Genomic DNA, 17,755 nt, shown 5'->3' with positions numbered 1-17,755 from the left:
TCTGAAAGATATATTACAGTTTTATTACAAGTTTCGGGCGGCCGGGATGGCGGCGCTTCCGCAGCCCCGGCCGTTCCGCATACGCGGGGCGCATTCGCATGGCGGCCTTGCGGGCAGGGCGGCACGGATCGCGGCGGTTGCCGCAACAACCACACGGATTGGCGGGGCGGTGACGCATGGCGGGAAGCTGGACGCCGGACGGGTTCATCCTGGACCTGGACGGCACGGTATACGCGGGCAGCCGGCCGATCGACGGCGCGGCGGAGACGATCGGCTATCTGCGATCGCGGGGCAAGCGCGTCGTCTTCCTGAGCAACCGGGGGAACATCTCGCGGCGCATGTGCCGGGAGCGCCTGGCGGCGATGGGCATTCCGTGCGAGGCGGAGGACATCATCCTGACCTCTTCGGTCGTCGCGCGGTATCTGAGGGAGCATGAACCGGATGCGCGCGTCTGGGTGCTCGGCGAGCAGGGGCTGAGGGACGAGCTGGCCCTGCACGGCGTCCGGTTCGCCGTGAGGCCGCAGGACGCGGACCGGCTCGTCGTGACGCTGCACGAGACGCTGACCTACGCGGAGCTGAATGACGCGTTCCGCGCGGTGCGGGCCGGCGCCCGGATCATTGCGACGAACAGGGACAAGACGTTTCCCGGCGAGGACGGGGAATCGATCGATGTCGGCGCGGTGCTCGCGGCGCTCGAACATGCGACCGGCGTGGCGGCGGACGTGGTCGTGGGCAAGCCGTCGCCCGCGATGGCGCGCGCCGCGCTGGACCGGCTCGGCCTGCCGCCGGAGCGGTGCCTGATCGTGGGCGACAGCCCGGGGTCGGACATCGCGCTGGGCAAGCGGGCCGGCATCCGGACGGCGCTCGTGCTGAGCGGCTCGGTGACGCGGGAAGAGGCGGAGGCGATGGCTCCCGCGGAGCGGCCGGATTGGATGCTCGATTCGCTGGCGGATCTTCGCCGGCTGCTGGAGGAGATGGAACGATGAACGAAGCGGCGGATATGCGCGGTGGCGAGAAAATGGACATCGGCTCAAAGGCCGACGGCGGCAAAACGGCCCAAGGCGGCACGATGAACAACGCCGGAGCCGGTGCGGGCGCCGGCGGCCGGGCGGCGGATTCCGCGCTGCCGGGGCCGATCCGGCTCGCGCGGGGCGCCGCGGACGAGGCGGCGGTCTATCTGATCGAAGCCGGCTTCGGAACGGCGCTCTTCGTTGCGGACGGGACGACGGCGGAGGTGATCGGCCGCCGGCTGGCGGAGCGATACGGCGCGGCGGGCGGCCGGGCGGGCCTCGAGATCATCCGGCCGAACGCGGCGGGCGACGTCGTTGCCGACGAGGCGTCGGTGCTGCAGGCGATCATCGCGGCGCAGCGGCACGGGGCGGACGTGCTCGTCGCGGCGGGAAGCGGCACGATCCACGACATCGTCCGCTATGCCGCCTATACGCTCGGCGTGCCGTTCGTGTCGGTGCCGACGGCGCCGTCGGTCGACGGCTTCACGTCGAAGGGAGCGCCGCTGATCCTGCGCGGCGAGAAGATCACGCTGCCGGCGTCCGCACCGGTCGCCCTGTTCGCTGACCTGGACGTGCTTCTCGAGGCGCCGCGTCCGCTGATCGCGGCCGGATTCGGCGACATGCTCGGCAAGTACACGTCATTGTTCGACTGGATGTACGGCCGCGAGACGGCGGGCGAGCCGTACGACGAGGAGGTGGCGGCGGTCACGCGGGGCGCGCTCGAGCGCTGCGCGGCCCACGCCGAAGCGATCGGCCGGGGCTCGGAGGAGGGCGTGCGCGTCCTGATGCAGTCGCTCATCGAATCCGGCATCGCGATGCTCCGGTTCGGGCAGTCGCATCCCGCGTCCGGCGCGGAGCATCACATTTCCCACTACTGGGAGATGCATTTCCTCCGCACCGGACGCCGGCAGGTGCTGCACGGCGCGAAGGTGGGCGTCGCCTGCGCGGTGATCGCGGACCTGTACAAGCGGCGCGTGGCGGAAGGCTTCCCGCTGCCCGAAGCGTGCCGCGTGATGCTGGCGGAATTGCCGGACGGCGCGGAGCTGCGCCGCCTGCTCCGCGTCGCGGGCGGCCCCGCCGATCCGGCCGAGCTCGGCATCGGTCCGGAGCTGCTCGACGAGGCGCTGCGTCGGGCGCATACGGTGCGGCCGAACCGGCACACGCTGCTCCGCGCGCTCAACGCCGCGCTCGACGGCGATGCGCGCGCGGACACAAACCGGTAACAGCACATCACCCGTGAACGCACGGCCCGGCACCCCCCGCGGTGCCGGGCTTGCCGCGTTTCAGGGACGCCCTTCCTGTTGCCTTCCGACCTTTCGCATTCGGGCGACCGGGGCACGGCGGCGGGTGCCGGCGAAATCGGCATTGACGTGGAGCGGATCGATCCGGACATTGCCGCCGGCCGCAGCCTGTTCACGCCCGGCGGAAGCGGCCCTTCCCGGCCCTTGTCAGGGCATACGCGGCGGAATGTCCCGCAGGGGACCGGGCGTACGGAACCGGAAGCATCGCATGATCATGGAAAAAAGCCTTGAAATATGCTGCGAAATCTGACATTATGTTATCAGGTATCTTGTTATGTATAGTACTGGTTCATGTTTGGGTCCTGAATGAACAGGGGGGCGCCTTGGCCGTGACCACGACCGGAGCGACGGGAACGGCGACGCCGTCTTCCGGATCCGGAGGAACCGGCGTCATTCTGAAGGCCGTCAACCTCGTGAAGGTTTACCGGAACGGCGGTGAAGCGTATCCGGCCGTGCGCGGCGTCGACCTGGAATGCCGCGAGGGTGACTTTACCGTCATCATGGGCGCCTCCGGCTCCGGCAAGTCGACGTTGCTCGGTCTGCTCGGCGGACTCGAAGGGCCCACGTCGGGCGAAGTCCTGTTCCGCGGCCGCAGGCTGAACGACATGACGCCCCGCGAGCTTCTCCGGTCGACCGGCTCCTCTTCGCGGAGCGGAGCGGCTCGTCTCCCGCACCGGAACCGGGAACGGTGTGGATTCCGACGTCGCTGGCCCGCTCGAAATCGATCCGCCTCGGCGACCGGATCGGCTTCCAATGGGGAGATGAAACGTTCAGCTACCGCGTGGCCGGCATCGTCGTCGACCTTCCGTTCAGCCAGCCGTTCACCGTGACGGCGAGAATCTGGATGAATGCGTCGGATTACGCGCGTCTTGCGGCCGCCGGCGATGCGCGGGAGAAGGCGATGATGGGGATCCGGTTCGCGGATGCGGCCGATGAACCCGCACATTGGGCGCATTTTGCGGCGCATTTCGGCACTCCGTTCCTCGAGACGGTCACGGATTTCGCCGGGCTGACCTCGTTCTATTACATGATCGGAACGGTGCTGAGCCTGCTGATGACCGCCATGTCGCTCGTCATGCTGGCGATCGCGCTCCATGCCGTCGGCTTCACGATCTCCGACACGATCCTGTCCCGCTACCGGACGATCGGCATCTGCCGGTCGCTAGCGTGAAAGGCATGCATCCGCCGCAATGGGGCTACGACAACGCGGACGTCAGCGTGCAGCTCGTGAATGAATCCGCGGACGGGGCGGAAGCGATTGGCCGGGCGCTGCGGGCGCATCCGGCGGCGGATCATGTCGCGAGGACCGGCGGCGTATATGCCGTGCCGGCGGAGCTGCCGAGGGGCGCCGGCGTTACCGGCCTTCACGTCACGTTCCTGGACGGCGACATGGACCGCATCGGGTACGAGACGATCGAGGGGCGGAATCCGGCCGCCGGAACCGAGATCGCGCTCGGCGTCCGCGCGGCGGAGCTGCTCGGCAAGCGGGTCGGGGATGTGGTCGGGCTCTATATCCAGGGGCGGAAGGCCGATTACACGGTCACGGGCATCTATCAGTCGATCGCGAACCGGTCGCTGACGGCCCGCCTGACGTCGGACGGCATCGCGCGGCTTGGACTCGACGAGGAGCCGTCCGCTCCGCTGTTCTTCGTCCGGCTCGGGGAGAACGCGGATCCGGAGGCGTTCATCGCGGAGCTGCGCGGCCGGTTCGGGGACGCGATCTACGCGGCGTCGCAGGAGACGCTGGTCCGGGAAGCGTTCGGCCAGGCGCTGGGCTTGCTGGTCTGGCCGCTCGGCGCGATGGGACTGTTCATCCTCGGCGTCGCCTGCGGCATCACATACAGCGTCAGCCGCCTGCAAGTCAGGCGGGACGGATGGATGCTGGCGATGTACCGGGCGCTCGGCATGACGGCCGGGCGGCTGCGGCTCGCGATCCTGTCGGGCACGGCGCCGCCTGCGATCGCCGGCGCGGCGGCAGGGCTGACGATCGGCGCGATCTTCACGCCTCATCTGCTGGACGCCGCGCTTCGCAGCTACGGGCTTGCCGATTTCCCGGCAGTCCGGGATGCGGGCGCCCTGGCGGCCGCGGCCGCGGCGTGTTGCGCCGCGATGCTCCTCGGCACCTGGCTCGCGTCGGGCGCCATCACGCGTCAGCCGGTGCGGCCGCTGCCGGAGGAGGCGTGACCCGGCGGGCGAAGGAGTCGCCGGCGGGGCGGCGCGCCGGGCTTTCCGGGCGCGCGATCGAATCGATGGCATGACCATATCGACGAGGCGAAGGAACATGACGCGCGGTTCGAGCCGACGCGGACCGGGGACCGGGACAGGGTCCTGCATCCCGTCATCGCGCGGTCAAGCAAGGGAGCCGGTACGGCGGTCCGGAAGCGCAGGCTCCACCCATGAGCAGTCGGTGAACAAGGCGGGGAACGAAGGATGAACGTGCAATTCAAGAAGGGTGTGCTCGAGCTGTGCGTCCTCAGCCTGATTGCCCGGAAGGACCGCTACGGCTACGAGCTCGTGGAGCTCATTTCCCGGAACATCGAGATCGCCGAAGGGACGATCTATCCGCTGCTGCGGAGGCTGACGAAGGAAGGCCTCTGCACCACCTATCTGGCGGAGTCGATGGAAGGCCCGCCGCGGAAATATTACCGGCTGACGCCGGCCGGCCGCGAGGTCCAGCAGCGGCTTCTCCGGGAATGGGAGGCATTCGTTCAGGGCGTGCAGAACGTGTTGGAGGGGAAATGAACCGATGACCCAGGCGGAATATCTCGCGGAACTCAGGAAGCGGCTCGGCGCTCTGGGCGAGGAGGAGCGCGAGGAGCTGCTGGCCGATTACGAGGCGCATTTCGCGCACGGCCGGGCGGGCGGACGGACGAGGAGATCGCGCGGCGGCTCGGACCGCCGCACATGGTGGCGCGGGAAATCCTGTACCAGCTCAGCGTCGACCGGGCGCAGGCCCGACCGACGCTGGGCCGGATATCCCGCGCAGTGTTCGCCGGCGTCGGGCTCGGGCTCGCAAACGCGCTGGCGCTGCTGGTTCCTTTTCTGGTCGGGATGTTGCTCACGGCGGCGCTGTTCCTCGTTGCGATCTTCCTGATCGCGTCGCCGTTGCTGGCGTTCGTGCAGGACGGACCGACGACAACCTATTTCCTGGAGTTGCCGCTTCTTGCGGGGCTGTTCGGCTTGGGGTTGATCGTCTGGACGGCGGCGGCGAAATTCGCGTCCTTTTTCGTCAGGCTGATGCTCGACAGGCTGCAGCACAATGTCAAATTGAGAACGGAGGACAAGGCATGACAGGAAGATTCGGCAAAATGGTCGTGATCGGACTGCTGTTGATTGGGGCGGCCATCGCGATCAACGGAGTGCTGTACGCGTCCGGCGTGTCGCCGTTCAACATGACGGAAATCCGGGAATCCCGGTCGGTTGCGGCAGACGGGAGCCGGATCGAAATCCGCTCCGAAGACGGCGATGTCCGCGTCGTCGTCGGCGGGGGAGAAGCGATTACGGCGACGGTCGAAGGCAGAACCGGTCGCCTGCATAAGGACGAGATCAGGCTGGAGGTCAGCGAGCGCGACGGCAAGGTGGTCATCGAGGCGTCGCGCGAGGCAAAGCGCAGGCTGATTTCGCTCAACCCCGGCGAGTACAGGTTGCTGGTGGAGCTCCCGGATCGGCGGTACGAGCAGGTGGAGATCGTCACGGTGGCCGCGGATAATCACGGTTGAGGCCGTGCGGGCCAACCGGTTCGGGATGGAGAGCGTCAGCGGCGAAATCAAGACGTCCGGGCTGTCCGGCAGCATCGACGCCCGGACCGAAGCGGGCGACATCGAGCTGGGCGTAACCGCCATCGAGGGGGACATCTTCGCCGAAACCGGGTTGGGCGACATCGAGGTCGTCACGGAGGAGGCGCCGGAGCAGGTGGCGCTCGACCTGAGGACGCTCCTCGGCGAACAAAAGATCGGGCTGCCCGGCACGGAGGTCGTCTCCCCCGGCCCGGAGATGCCGCTTGTTCGCCTCGTCTCGAAAACGGGGGATATCGGGGTGTCGGCGGGAAGATAAAATCCAATTCATGTACCCTTTTTCCAATGAAATTGCCCGGTATGTCCGTTTCACGGAATACCGGGCTTTTCGTACAATTATGGGTACAGCTTGATCCAGATGGGGGTTACGGGGAATGCTGGCAGAACCGATCGGCGTACTGGTGGCGGACGACGAGCCGCGGCAACGGCGCGGGCTGGCTGCGCTCATTCGCTCGCTCCGACCCGCTTACCGCGTATATGAGGCGAGGAACGGGAAGGAGGCGCTCAAGCTGGTACGGGAATCCGCCCCGGAGTTCGTGTTCACGGATATCCAGATGCCGCTGGCCAGCGGCCTCGAGTTTCTCGAAGCGGTCGGCCGCCTGCCGCAGGGACGGCCGAAGGTCGTTCTTGTAAGCGTATACAGTGAATTCAGCTACGCCCAGCAAGCGCTGCGGCTCGGCGCGAAGGACTATTTGCTGAAGCCGGTAAGGCCGGAACAATTGGCGGACGTGCTGGAGAAGCTGGAGGAGCAGCTCGTGCGGGAGCGGGAGCGAAGCCCGGCGGAACAGAAATGGCGGGTTCCTGGAACGGCGGCGGGAAGGGAAGCCGTCCAGGGTTCCGCGGAAGACGCGCGGCATGAAGCCGATCATGCGCGGCGGCCGGCCGCGCCGGACACGGTGGCATCGCGGTTGTACGCCGAACATCTGCTCCACAAGTGGATGGCCTCCGGCGAACTGACCGCCGGCGAGCGGGAGGAGTGGGAGAGCCGCTTCGGCCTGGCCGGACCGGGTCGCGTGATCCTGTTGGAGACGTCCGGTCCGGGCGGCGGGACGCCGGAACCGTCGGACGGGGGGTTCGTCCGGGAGGAGGAATGGCGCGGGATGCTCAGGCAAACGGCGCTCCGGGCGCTGGCTTCTTATGCGGATGCGGCCGCATCGGCTCCGGATCACGAACCCGGACGGCTGTACATCGCGGCGGCCTGGAAGACCGGATGCAGTCCGGCCGAAGCGCTCGGCAGGCTGCGGGATGCGGTGCAGCGGCTTGCCCGGGTGTACGGCCGCACCGTCGGCGCGGCGATCGGCCGCGAGGTGCCCCGGATCGAGCGGGATGCGCACGAATCGTATCGAAACGCGATCGAAGCACTGGACCGGCTGTTCTATGCGCGGCCGGGGACATGGCTGGACGCCGGCGTCCCGGGCGATGCGAAGCAGCACGCAGATGTCGGACCGCTGCCGTCCGCCCGGGACATCGACGCGCTGGAAGAGGCGGCGGCTTCTTGCGACGAGGCGAAGGCTGCCGGGCTGCTCGCGGAGGCACTCGATCGGATTGCCCGTTCCGGCCCGCCGCCGATGCGGGCGAAGCTGGCTGCGATGCAGCTTCTGCTCGGCTGCATGCAGCGGACGGAATTCGTGCTGGACGAAGCCGACAGCCGCGAATTGTCCGAGCGGATCGAACGGCAGATCCTGGCTTCCCCGTCATGGGCGGACGTGAAGGCTGCCGCCGAACGATTGCTGTGTGATCTGATCTGCCGGCTCAAGGTATCCAGGCAATCCCGAATCGAGCTGATCATGCGAAAATGCCGTGAGTATATCGACGCGCATTTGCACGAGAACCTCGGCCTGGAGGCGGTGGCGCAGCGGTTTTACTACAATCCGTCCTATTTCAGCATCCTGTTCAAGCAGCACGCCGGCATGCCGTTCTCGGAATACCTCGCGCAGGCGCGGATGCGGAAGGCGCGGGAACTGCTCCTCAACACCAATCTGCGGGTGGCGGAGATCGCGTGCCGGGTGGGGTACAAGGACACGAAATATTTCAACAAAGTGTTCCGCAAAATGTTTCTCTGTTCGCCCGACGAGTTCCGACGGATGTTCGCGGCTCGCCATGAAGCGGGGGGTATTTGATGCGATCCGCCGTTCGGGCCGCCCGCCGGCTCGCTCGCGGCATGCGGGAAGCGGCCGCGGGTGCCGGCTTCCGGATGAAACTGTTCGCGTCCTATTTCGCGCTGGTCAGCTTCATCATTCTGCTGCTCGGGTTCGTCTATTACGAGATCAGCGCGCGCAACATGCTCGCGAACGTCAGCGAAAGTCTGGGAGATGTCGTCCTGAACCAGAATCTGCAGCTGGACGCGGCCCTGTTTGACATTGCGGACAAGAGCGAAGTGCTGCCGATCGACGCGGAACTGTATGAAACGTTCGCGGCCATCGAACCGGAGGACAACGAATCGCTGCTGAAGGCCGACCGGCGCATCACCCAGATTTTGTTCCGCTATTTCGGCGGCAACGACGGCATCTATTCGGTGTTCATCATGACGCCGAATTACGCCTTCGGCAGCGCGGCGCGCATGTTCGTGCCGCCCGGCGGCTTTTTTTCATCCGAACTGCGCGCGGCCGCGGAAGCGGCGGGCGGGGATCTCGTCTGGATTCCGACCTACCGGTTCGCGGACGTCATGAACGAGCCCCGCCTCGAGGGATTTCGCTTCGAGTATGACCGGCTTGTGTCGGCGGTGAAGCAGCTCAACCTGACCTACATCGACGAGCGGGGCATTTTTCACACGTTGCCGGACGACCGGGAAAAGCCGGTGCTGATGGTGAATCTGACCGTCGACTATTTCAGCCGGCTGTTCGAGGAGTTCGCGGGAAGCAACGGTTACCGGCGTCTCTCCTACGGCATCGCGGCGCCGGACGGCACCATCATCGCGGCGTCGGAACCGGAGCGGGCCGGAACCGCCGGGTCGCCGCCATGGCTTGCGGAAGCGCTCGAGCGGAAGCGCGGCATGCTGCGTTTCGAGCGCGAAGGTCGGGACCTGTTGGTCCGTTACGACACGATGGCGAGCACCGGATGGCTGTCCTGGATCGAAATTCCCGTCCGGGATGCGCTGCACGGGATCGGCGCGCTGAAGGGCTACACGATCCTGTTTCTTGCCGTCATGCTGTCGGTCTCCGCGCTGATTGCCTATCTGATGTCGTTCGTCGTCACGAAGCCGCTCATCAGGATCAAACAGGCGATCCTGATGGTGGAGCGGGGAAGGTTCGGCGTGCGCATACCGGAAGGCGGCCGGGACGAATTCGGACACGTCATCCGGCTGTTCAACCAGATGAACAGCCGGATCGCGGCGCTGATCGAGGAGAATTATGCCGTCCGGCTGCGGGAGAAGGAGGCGGAGCTGATGGCGCTCAATCTGCAGCTGAACCCGCACTTCCTGTACAACACGCTGACGACGTTGTACTGGATTGCGATCGAGAACGGCCAGCAGGAGATGGCCCGCGTCATGCTCAATCTGTCGGACATGCTTCAGATGACGGCGCGCCACAAGCGTGAAATGTGGCCGCTCCGCACCGATCTGGACTGGCTCGAAAAATACGCATACGTCATGTCAACCCGGTTTGAAGAATTGTTCACGATGGAGGTCGACGTTGCGGAGGAACTGCTCGACATGGACGTGCCCAAGCTGTTCCTTCAGCCTTTCGTCGAAAACGCGATCATTCACGGTTTTGCGGAAATGACGGGCGGCGGCGTCATCCGGATCCGCGGCCGGCGCGAAGGCGACGCGGCGGTGTTCACGGTCGAGGACAACGGGCGGGGGTTCTCCACGGAACGGCTGTCGCGCATGATGAACGGCGAAGCCCAGTCGACGGGCATCGCGAACGTCGGGAAGCGGATCCGGATTCTCTACGGACCGGAGTACGGCGTGCACGTCGAAAGCCGCGAAGGGTGCGGCACGAAGGTGGTGATCCGGCTGGCGGTCTCCCGCGACGCCCGCAGGGCGCCCTTCGCTTCGGAGGAGTCGGAAGCGTCGCGGGCAGGCGAACGGAGGGAAGCGCCGTGCGGATGAAAGGGGAGCGCCGGCGGACGGCGCTGATTCTTCTGTTGCTGGCCTCGTTCCTTGCGGGCGGTTGCGGTCGGATGGCGTTGGACCTCCGGGCGTCCGCAGGCGGGGAGCGCGTCACCATCACCTACGCGACCTGGGGGTCGCCGAACGAACGGGCGGCGCATGAGCGAATCGTGCGCAAGTTCATGGAGCGGTACCCGCATATCGAAGTCGTCTACCGGCACATTCCGGAAGATTACGTCAAAGTGCTGACCACGCTCTATGCGGGCAACAAGGCGCCGGACGTGTACATGCTCTACAAGCATACCGCCGTTCAATGGGCGGAGCAGGGCAAACTGTACGATCTGCGTCCGCTGCTGGAAGCCGATCCGGCCATCGGCGAATCGTCGTTCATTCCGAACGCCGTCATGCACGGGGACGGCGGCAGCGTGATCGGCATCAAGGCGACGGAGGAATCGTTCGCGCTCTATTACAATGTCGAATTGTTCCGCAAGGCCGGTCTCGATCCGCCCCCGACGCGGGCGGAGGAGGCCTGGGATTGGGATGAGTTCGTCCGTGTCGCGAAGCGGTTGACGATTGACAGCGCCGGGCGCGACGCGTTCCATCCCGCGTTTGATCCGGACGGGATCGTCCAGTACGGCGTCCGGTTCAACACCTGGATGTGGCACCTGATGGTGCCATCCAACGGCACGTCGGTCGTCAAGCCGGACGGCAGCGGCATGAATCTGGAAGATCCGGACGTCATGGACGCCGTGCAGCGGCTGGCCGATCTGATGTACGTCCACCATGTCGCGCCGAATCCGCTTCAGGAGAAACATTTGCCGCAGCCGGCGCTGGCGCTCGAAAGCGGCATGGTCGCCATGAACCTGGACGGTCAGTGGATTCAGCTCGATCTCGGCGCAGCGGGGGCCGATTACGGCGTGGGCGTGCTTCCCAAACTCAAGAAGAGCCACACGATCCAATTCGGCGAACCGCTGGTCATGTCGGCTACGACCCGCCATCCGCAGGAGGCCTGGCTGTTCTTCAAATGGCTGCTGGACCCCGAAAACGCGATCGAGCTGTATGCCGACGGGCTGTGGATGCCGATCATGCTCGACTATTATACGGAACCCGAACTGATCGCCCGATGGGCGACCGTCAAGCCCGGACATCCGGCCGGGTATGAGGACGCCGTCATGCGCCAGACGATCGAGAACGGTGTCAACTCCTTCGACTATTACCTCCGCAATAACGAAAAGATTGCCGCGATCATGAATCCGGTGCTCGATCAGGTGTGGCTCGGCCGCATGTCGGTCCGCGAAGCGTTCAGCTCCGTGTCGGCGGAAGTGCAGGCCGAGTTCCGCGGGCTCTACCGCTGAAGGATTCCCGGTTTTTCCGACCGCGCCATCATCCAATCGTTGTCCCCCGTTTCCAATCATTGTGCGCGTTGTAATCGTCCGGCATCGCCTGTTAGGCTGGGACTGCAGGACATCCGGCAGCAAGCGCCGGCGATTGTAAACGATATCATGAGACGGAAACGGAGGAAGCGACGGGATGAAAAGGGCGTGGTCTTTGTTTCTCGCGATCCTGCTCGCCGCATCTGCGCTTGCGGCCTGCAGCGGCGGCAAAAACGACAACGGAGGGGACGGGTCATCCGGCGGAAGCGCGGAGGGAGATGCGGGCCGGCGGGTGAAATTGACCGCCATTATGATCAAGCACGCGCTGACGAAGCCGTTGTCGGAGATGGAATGGCTGCAGGCGGCGGAAGAGCGCGCGGGCGTCGACATCGAATGGGAGGAAGTGACCGCGGACTGGGATCAGAAGAAGGGTGCGCTGCTCTCCGCAGGCGATATCCCGGATCTGATCATCGGACCCAACGCGATCACCGACGCGGACATCGCGATGTTTCCCGGGCTGTTCCAGGATCTCCGCGACCTGATCGAAAGCCACGGGCCCAACGTCAGGCGGATGTTCGAAGAAAAGCCGGAGACGCGGGTGCTGGCGACGCAGACGGACGGTTCCATCTACGGCCTGCCGAAGTACCAACGGTATTGGCCGGCGACCGCCACGCGGCAATACATCAACAAAGAGTGGCTTGACCGGCTCGGCCTGGAAATGCCGACGACCTGGGACGAATTGTACGACGTGCTGGTGGCTTTCAAGGAGCAGGACGCAAACGGCAACGGCGATCCGAACGACGAAATTCCGATGGACTTCGCCCCGGTCGGGACGGGCGGATTCGGGTTCTTCCATCCGACGGTGCTGCTCGGCAGCACGGGCATTACACTCACGAACGGAAGCGGTCAGGGTTATTTCATGGAAGACGGCGTGGTGAAAAACTTCTTCGTCGACGAGCGTTACAAGCGGGTCGTACAGTTTCTCGCGAAATGCTTTGCGGCCGGGCTCATCAACCCGGAGGTGTTCACCCAGGACTACACGAAGTTCCAGGCGGTCGCCCGCGGAGAAGGCGACATCGCAAAGGTCGGTTTCACCTGGGGCTGGGAGGTAACGGACCGGTTCGGCAACACGCTCGCGCCCCAGTATGTGTCCATGCCTCCGCTGAAGGAGACGGCCGATTCGGATGTGCAGGTGTCGTGGGATTACTCGTATGAAGCGCTCAATTACGGCGTCAACATGGTGGTCATGTCGGCCAAGTCGAAGAACAAGGAAGCGGCGATGCGGTTCATCAACGAGCTGTATGATCCGATCGTCAGCATGCAGGTGCTGTTCGGATCGATCGGCCCGAACATCAAGGATAACGGGGACGGCACGTACGAAGTGCTCCCGCCGGCCGACCCGAACATGGACCCCGGCACCTGGAAATGGACGTCCACCTGGGCGGACAACGGCCCGATGTACATATCCGACGATCTCCAGCTGACGCTCGGCACCGACATGCAGTCGGTGGGTGCCCAAACGGAGCCGCTCATGCCGGCGCTGAACGCGATCGACAAGGAGAACGACGTGCTGCCGACCATGTTCATCAAGTTCACGCCGGAGGACAACAGCACGATGGCGCTGAACAACACGAACCTGATGAATCTGGCCATGGCGAAATTTTCGCAATGGATCACGTCCGGCGGCATCGAGAAGGAATGGGACGGTTACGTCAAAGAAGCGGAGCGGACCGGTTTGCCGCAAAATCTGGAAATCCTCCAGCGGTATGTGGACGAGTACAAGCGGAACCGATGATGCATCCTGGCACGGGCGACCGCGCTCGGCAATCCCGGGCGCGGCCCCGTCATTCACGGGAGATGATGGATCATGGCGCAAGCCACCCGGACAGCGGCCGGCGTCGTCCGGAAGGCCGCCGGAACGGGCGGACGAAGGACGATATGGCAGACGGTCTGGCGCGACCGGCAGCTCTGGATCATGATATTGCCGGCGATCGTCGTCATTTTTCTGTTCAATTACGTCCCGATGTACGGGATCCAGCTCGCTTTCCGCGATTACGATTTCACGAAGGGACTGACGGGGGGCGAATGGCGGGGGCTGCACTATTTCCGGCAGTTCATCGACAGCTACCTTTTCTGGGACATCATGCGCAATACGGTGACGATCAGCCTCGCAACGATTTTGCTCGGCTTCCCGGCCCCGATCATCCTGGCGCTCATCCTGAACCAGGTGCGATGGAAGCGGGGAAAGAAGGTGCTGCAGACGGTCGTTTACATGCCGCATTTCATCTCGATCGTCGTGCTGGTGGGCCTTCTGAACGTGCTGCTCTCGCCGAATACGGGCATCGTCGGCTATCTGCTCCGATCCATGGGTTACGAGGTCAATCTGCTTGCCTCGACGACCGCATTCGTGCCGGTCTATGTCCTCTCGGACATCTGGCAGCATTGCGGATGGAACAGCATCATCTATCTCGCGGCGCTGTCCACCGTGGATCCGCAGCTTTATGATTCGGCCAAAATCGACGGAGCGGGCAAATGGCAGATGATCCGCCATATTGACCTGCCCGCCATCGCGCCGACGATCGTCATTCTGTTCATCCTGAGCATGGGCGGCGTGCTGACGACCGGGTTCGAGAAAATTTTCCTGATGCAGAATACGCTCAACCTGCCCGTATCGGAAGTGATCTCGACCTACGTGTACAAGGTCGGCATCCTGTCGAACCAGTTCAGCTATTCGGCGGCGATCGGGCTGTTCAACACGGTGATCAATTTCTTCTTCCTGGTCGCCACGAACTATATCGCCCGGCGCGTTTCGAACATCAGCCTGTGGTAGGCCGGGGAGGGACGCGACCATGGGATGGATGTTGCGAAAACGGTCGGCCGGCGATGCGTTGTTTGACCTGTTGATCGCGGTTGCCTGCGTGTTCGTGTTTCTGATCGTCGCCTACCCGCTCTATTTCGTCGTCATCGCTTCGGTCAGCGATTCGACCATGGTGGCGACGGGCAAGGTGTGGGTCTGGCCCCGGGGATTCAGTCTGTTCGGCTACAGCGAGATTTTCGGGGATACGCGCATTTGGCGGGGATACAGAAACACCGTACTGTACACGACGCTGGGCACGTTCGTCAATCTGCTGTTCACGCTGCCGGCGGCGTATGCGCTGTCCCGGCCGGAGTTCAGGGCCAGGCGCTGGCTGATGTTCCTGTTCGTCGTGACGATGTTCTTCAACGGCGGGCTCATTCCGACGTACCTGCTGATCAAGGGGCTCGGCATGACGAATACGATCTGGGTGTTCATTTTTCCGTTCTGCGTGAATGTCTACAACCTCATCATCGTGCGCACGTTCTTCGAGACGTCGCTGCCGCGCGAGCTCTACGAAGCGGCCGCGATGGACGGATGCGGACATTTCCGCTTCTTCTGGAGCGTGGCGCTGCCGCTGTCGAAGGCGGTCGTGTCCGTCATCGGCCTGTATTACGCGGTGGGGCACTGGAACGATTTCTTCACCGCGCTGATCTACGTGCGGAACAACGACCTTCAGCCGCTTCAAATCGTGCTGCGCGACATTCTGCTCTCGAACCAGGTATTCCAGAGCGGAGCGGGGACCGGAGGCGATGCCGGCGGCTACGCGCAGCGATATGCGGATCAGGTCAAGTACGGCGTCATCATCGTCTCGACGCTGCCGATCCTGCTCGTATATCCCTTCATTCAGAAATATTTTGAGAAGGGCGTCATGATCGGCTCGATCAAGGGATGAGCCGGAGTTTCGGCACGGTTGCCGGAGCCGGTCGTCCGCAGGAATCGTGGAAGGTAACGGAGAAGAAGGCATCCCCCATGGATCTGCGGAGGAATCGCGGCGAAATGGCGGTGTGGATGCGGTATCGATTCGGCATGTTGGAAGGCCCTGTCAGCTTGCGCCCGGAGGGCCTTCCGCTTTTTCGATAAGGCATGTCGTCATGCGAGGGTGCGCGCAGCATTGCCGTTATCCGCCATGGAAGCCGACGGGGACAAGCCGATGTACAGCAGATGCGCGGCGCCCGGACACCCGCGGCGACGCCGGCAACCCCCATCCTGCTTCCCGTGCGGTTCACCTGCTTTGCAGTCATATCGCGCAAGTTCGAAAGTATCATATCTGTGGAGCATCTTCCGGTATTATCCATTTGCAATTGGCCGCGGCCGGCAAACCGAAACCGATCGTCGCGCCGCGGGGATCATCACGCAAGAAAGCGCTTGCTAAAACGAATAAGCCCCTGCAATAATAATAGTTAAAAAACACTCTGCAAGGAGGGAAAGCCAATTGCGAGGACGAAGAGCTAAAACGTTTTTATCCGCGTTGGCGGCGTCAGCGCTTCTGTGCGCGCTGCCGTTCCAAGCGCAGGCCGGGAATGCGGCCGGCGTGCCCGCAGTGAATGAAACGACCCGGGAGGCAGCCATGACACCGATATCGACAACGGCAGGAAACGATGCGATCGCGCCCAAAAGGATTGCCGCCTATTTCGGTTCACCGGTCGTCGACGGCAAAATCGATCCGGTGTGGGAGAAAGTGCCGGCGTACCAGGCGCCGCACCGATCCGGCGACACCCGGGTTTCCGCCACGTTCAGGGTGTTGTGGGACGATCGCGCGCTCTACGTGCTGGCGGAGGTGAAGGACGGCCATCTGTCCGTTCAATCCGGGACGCCCTACATGCAGGATTCGCTTGAAATCTTCCTTGACGAGGACAACAACAAATCGCAGGAGTACGGCGTGGACGACCTGCAATTCCGCGTGAACGTCGAGAACGTCCAAACCGTGGACAAGGGAGACGCATCGCGATTCTACACCGCCGTGAGCAAGACGGAGGACGGGTATATCGTCGAAGCCCGGGTCGCCCTCCGGAAACGGCCGGTGAACGGCACCGTCATGGGCCTCGAGCTGCAGATCAACGACGCGGTCGGGGAGGAACGGGTCGGTACGCTCAATCTGTTCGATTCGACGGGCATGGCGTGGAACGATACGGGCCTGTTCGGCGAAGTGCTGCTGTCCGGGAAAAAATTCAATGAACAGAGCGGCATCAACCCGTACGACCTGCTCATTTTGATCCGCGAGGCGCAGTCGATGGATTTCACGCTGTACAAAAATCCGGAGGTCGTAAAGAACGCCATTCCGGACGTCACGGCGGAGGACCTGCTGGGCGGCCAGGAAGTGACGCAGGAGTGGATCGACGAACGGTATGCCGCGCTGAAAGCGGCGATCGAATCGCTGGAGATGACGGAAGAAGCCGCGAACGAGAAATATTTCCGCGCAATGCCGACCGATTATCTGGCCGACAGCGACCGGCCGGGTACCATCGAAACGCTGTGGTACGAGGCCGACAACACGGAAGGCGGCAAGGACCGCAAAAAGCTGCATGTGTACCTCCCGTACGGCTACGACGCGTCCGACAAGAGCGTGAGGTACAACGTGCTGTATCTGATGCACGGCGGCGGCGAGAACGAAGATCTGCTGTTCGGCGGTCCGGGGGAAAACCGGGCGCTGAAGCGGATCATTGACAACATGATCGCCCGCGGCGACATCGAGCCGCTCATCGTCGTGACGCCGTCCTTCTACGGCGGGAAGAACGACGTCGCCCTGTTCCACGAGGAGCTCATCGGGACGATTCTGCCGCTGGTGGAGACGAAGTACAACACGTACGCGAAATCGGCCGCGCCGGCCGATCTGAAGGCGTCCCGGGCCCATCGCGCGTTCGGCGGATTTTCCATGGGTTCCGTAACGACCTGGCACCTGTTCGCGAAGGGCGGCCTGGACTACTTCAAATACTACATCCCGCTCAGCGGCGACAGCTGGGCGCTCGGCGACAGGAGCGGCGGCCTCAAGCCGGAGGAAACGGCGGCGTTCCTCGCCCGGGTGGTCCGCGAGTCGGGCTACAAGGCACAGGATTTCTACATCTTCAGCGCCACGGGCAAGCAGGACATCGCCTATCCGAACCTGAAGCCGCAGATTGAAGCGATGAAGAAGCATGACGATGTATTCCGGTATTCGTCCAAACCGGAGAAGGGCAACTTCTACTTCATGGAAGCCGAGGACGGATCGCACACCTGGTACTGGCAGAACCAATACCTGTACAACATCCTGCCCGATTTGTTCAAGGGCTGATGAGGACGGAATCCTTCCGGCGCCGGCGCAAACGGCGGCGGAAGGATTCTTTTTTTTCGGTCTTGACAATCCGCTTCCCAATTTGTTGTATTTTACTTTAC

At 63.8% G+C, this 17,755-nt stretch carries 15 protein-coding genes and 2 pseudogenes; all 17 read left to right on the top strand.

All coding sequences use genetic code 11. From position 1 onward, the window contains the following. Positions 1–176: 176 nt before the first annotated feature. Positions 177–986 (top strand): HAD-IIA family hydrolase, encoded by an 810-nt coding sequence (locus tag A9Z00_RS13720; RefSeq protein WP_296978570.1) that lies wholly within the window; start codon positions 177–179, stop codon positions 984–986. Beyond that, positions 983–2,233, top strand: coding sequence for a sn-glycerol-1-phosphate dehydrogenase (locus A9Z00_RS13715; protein WP_296978569.1), 1,251 nt, complete (start codon positions 983–985; stop codon positions 2,231–2,233). The genes A9Z00_RS13720 and A9Z00_RS13715 overlap by 4 nt, the downstream gene beginning before the upstream one ends. 332 nt (positions 2,234–2,565) lie before the next feature. Further along, a pseudogene (locus A9Z00_RS13710) lies at positions 2,566–2,928 on the top strand (ATP-binding cassette domain-containing protein); the annotation flags it as partial. A gap of 71 nt (positions 2,929–2,999) precedes the next feature. Next, on the top strand, positions 3,000–3,482 hold the full coding sequence (locus A9Z00_RS13705; protein WP_296978875.1) for an ABC transporter permease family protein: 483 nt from the start codon (positions 3,000–3,002) through the stop codon (positions 3,480–3,482). Positions 3,483–3,487: 5 nt separating this feature from the next. Next, positions 3,488–4,495: an FtsX-like permease family protein gene (locus A9Z00_RS13700; RefSeq protein WP_367189630.1), complete on the top strand. Its 1,008-nt coding sequence runs from the start codon at positions 3,488–3,490 to the stop codon at positions 4,493–4,495. A gap of 246 nt (positions 4,496–4,741) precedes the next feature. Continuing rightward, entirely contained in the window at positions 4,742–5,053 is a 312-nt protein-coding gene (locus A9Z00_RS13695) for a PadR family transcriptional regulator (protein WP_296978565.1), read from the top strand. A gap of 4 nt (positions 5,054–5,057) precedes the next feature. Continuing rightward, a pseudogene (locus A9Z00_RS15900) lies at positions 5,058–5,168 on the top strand (HAAS signaling domain-containing protein); the annotation flags it as partial. 47 nt (positions 5,169–5,215) lie between these two features. After that, a complete protein-coding gene (locus A9Z00_RS13690; RefSeq protein WP_483316325.1) occupies positions 5,216–5,602 on the top strand; it encodes a DUF1700 domain-containing protein in 387 nt (128 codons plus the stop codon). Continuing rightward, positions 5,599–6,030, top strand: a complete 432-nt coding sequence (locus A9Z00_RS13685) for a hypothetical protein (RefSeq protein WP_296978561.1) — start codon at positions 5,599–5,601, stop codon at positions 6,028–6,030. The genes A9Z00_RS13690 and A9Z00_RS13685 overlap by 4 nt, the downstream gene beginning before the upstream one ends. Before the next feature lie 4 nt (positions 6,031–6,034). Then, positions 6,035–6,364 (top strand): DUF4097 family beta strand repeat-containing protein, encoded by a 330-nt coding sequence (locus A9Z00_RS13680; RefSeq protein WP_296978558.1) that lies wholly within the window; start codon positions 6,035–6,037, stop codon positions 6,362–6,364. Between the two features lie 115 nt (positions 6,365–6,479). Then, the gene (locus A9Z00_RS13675; RefSeq protein WP_296978555.1) at positions 6,480–8,225 is read left to right on the top strand and encodes a response regulator; all 1,746 of its coding nucleotides are present in this window, start codon (positions 6,480–6,482) and stop codon (positions 8,223–8,225) included. After that, positions 8,225–10,156, top strand: coding sequence for a sensor histidine kinase (locus tag A9Z00_RS13670; protein WP_296978551.1), 1,932 nt, complete (start codon positions 8,225–8,227; stop codon positions 10,154–10,156). The genes A9Z00_RS13675 and A9Z00_RS13670 overlap by 1 nt, the downstream gene beginning before the upstream one ends. Further along, the gene (locus A9Z00_RS13665) at positions 10,153–11,511 is read left to right on the top strand and encodes an ABC transporter substrate-binding protein (protein WP_296978863.1); all 1,359 of its coding nucleotides are present in this window, start codon (positions 10,153–10,155) and stop codon (positions 11,509–11,511) included. The genes A9Z00_RS13670 and A9Z00_RS13665 overlap by 4 nt, the downstream gene beginning before the upstream one ends. A gap of 175 nt (positions 11,512–11,686) precedes the next feature. Continuing rightward, positions 11,687–13,324, top strand: coding sequence for an extracellular solute-binding protein (locus A9Z00_RS13660; protein ID WP_296978548.1), 1,638 nt, complete (start codon positions 11,687–11,689; stop codon positions 13,322–13,324). A 180-nt stretch (positions 13,325–13,504) separates the two neighbouring features. Beyond that, a complete protein-coding gene (locus A9Z00_RS13655) occupies positions 13,505–14,359 on the top strand; it encodes an ABC transporter permease (protein WP_296978861.1) in 855 nt (284 codons plus the stop codon). A 28-nt stretch (positions 14,360–14,387) separates the two neighbouring features. Beyond that, positions 14,388–15,278, top strand: a complete 891-nt coding sequence (locus tag A9Z00_RS13650; protein ID WP_296978858.1) for a carbohydrate ABC transporter permease — start codon at positions 14,388–14,390, stop codon at positions 15,276–15,278. Between the two features lie 675 nt (positions 15,279–15,953). After that, positions 15,954–17,654, top strand: coding sequence for a sugar-binding protein (locus A9Z00_RS13645; protein ID WP_296978546.1), 1,701 nt, complete (start codon positions 15,954–15,956; stop codon positions 17,652–17,654). The last annotated feature ends 101 nt before the right edge of the window (positions 17,655–17,755 follow it).

This window comes from Thermobacillus sp. ZCTH02-B1 (assembly GCF_002159085.1).
Lineage (GTDB): Bacteria > Bacillota > Bacilli > Paenibacillales > Paenibacillaceae > Thermobacillus.
The sequence above is the reverse complement of the archived record's forward strand: the minus strand, read 5'-3'. Positions and strand labels throughout refer to the sequence as shown.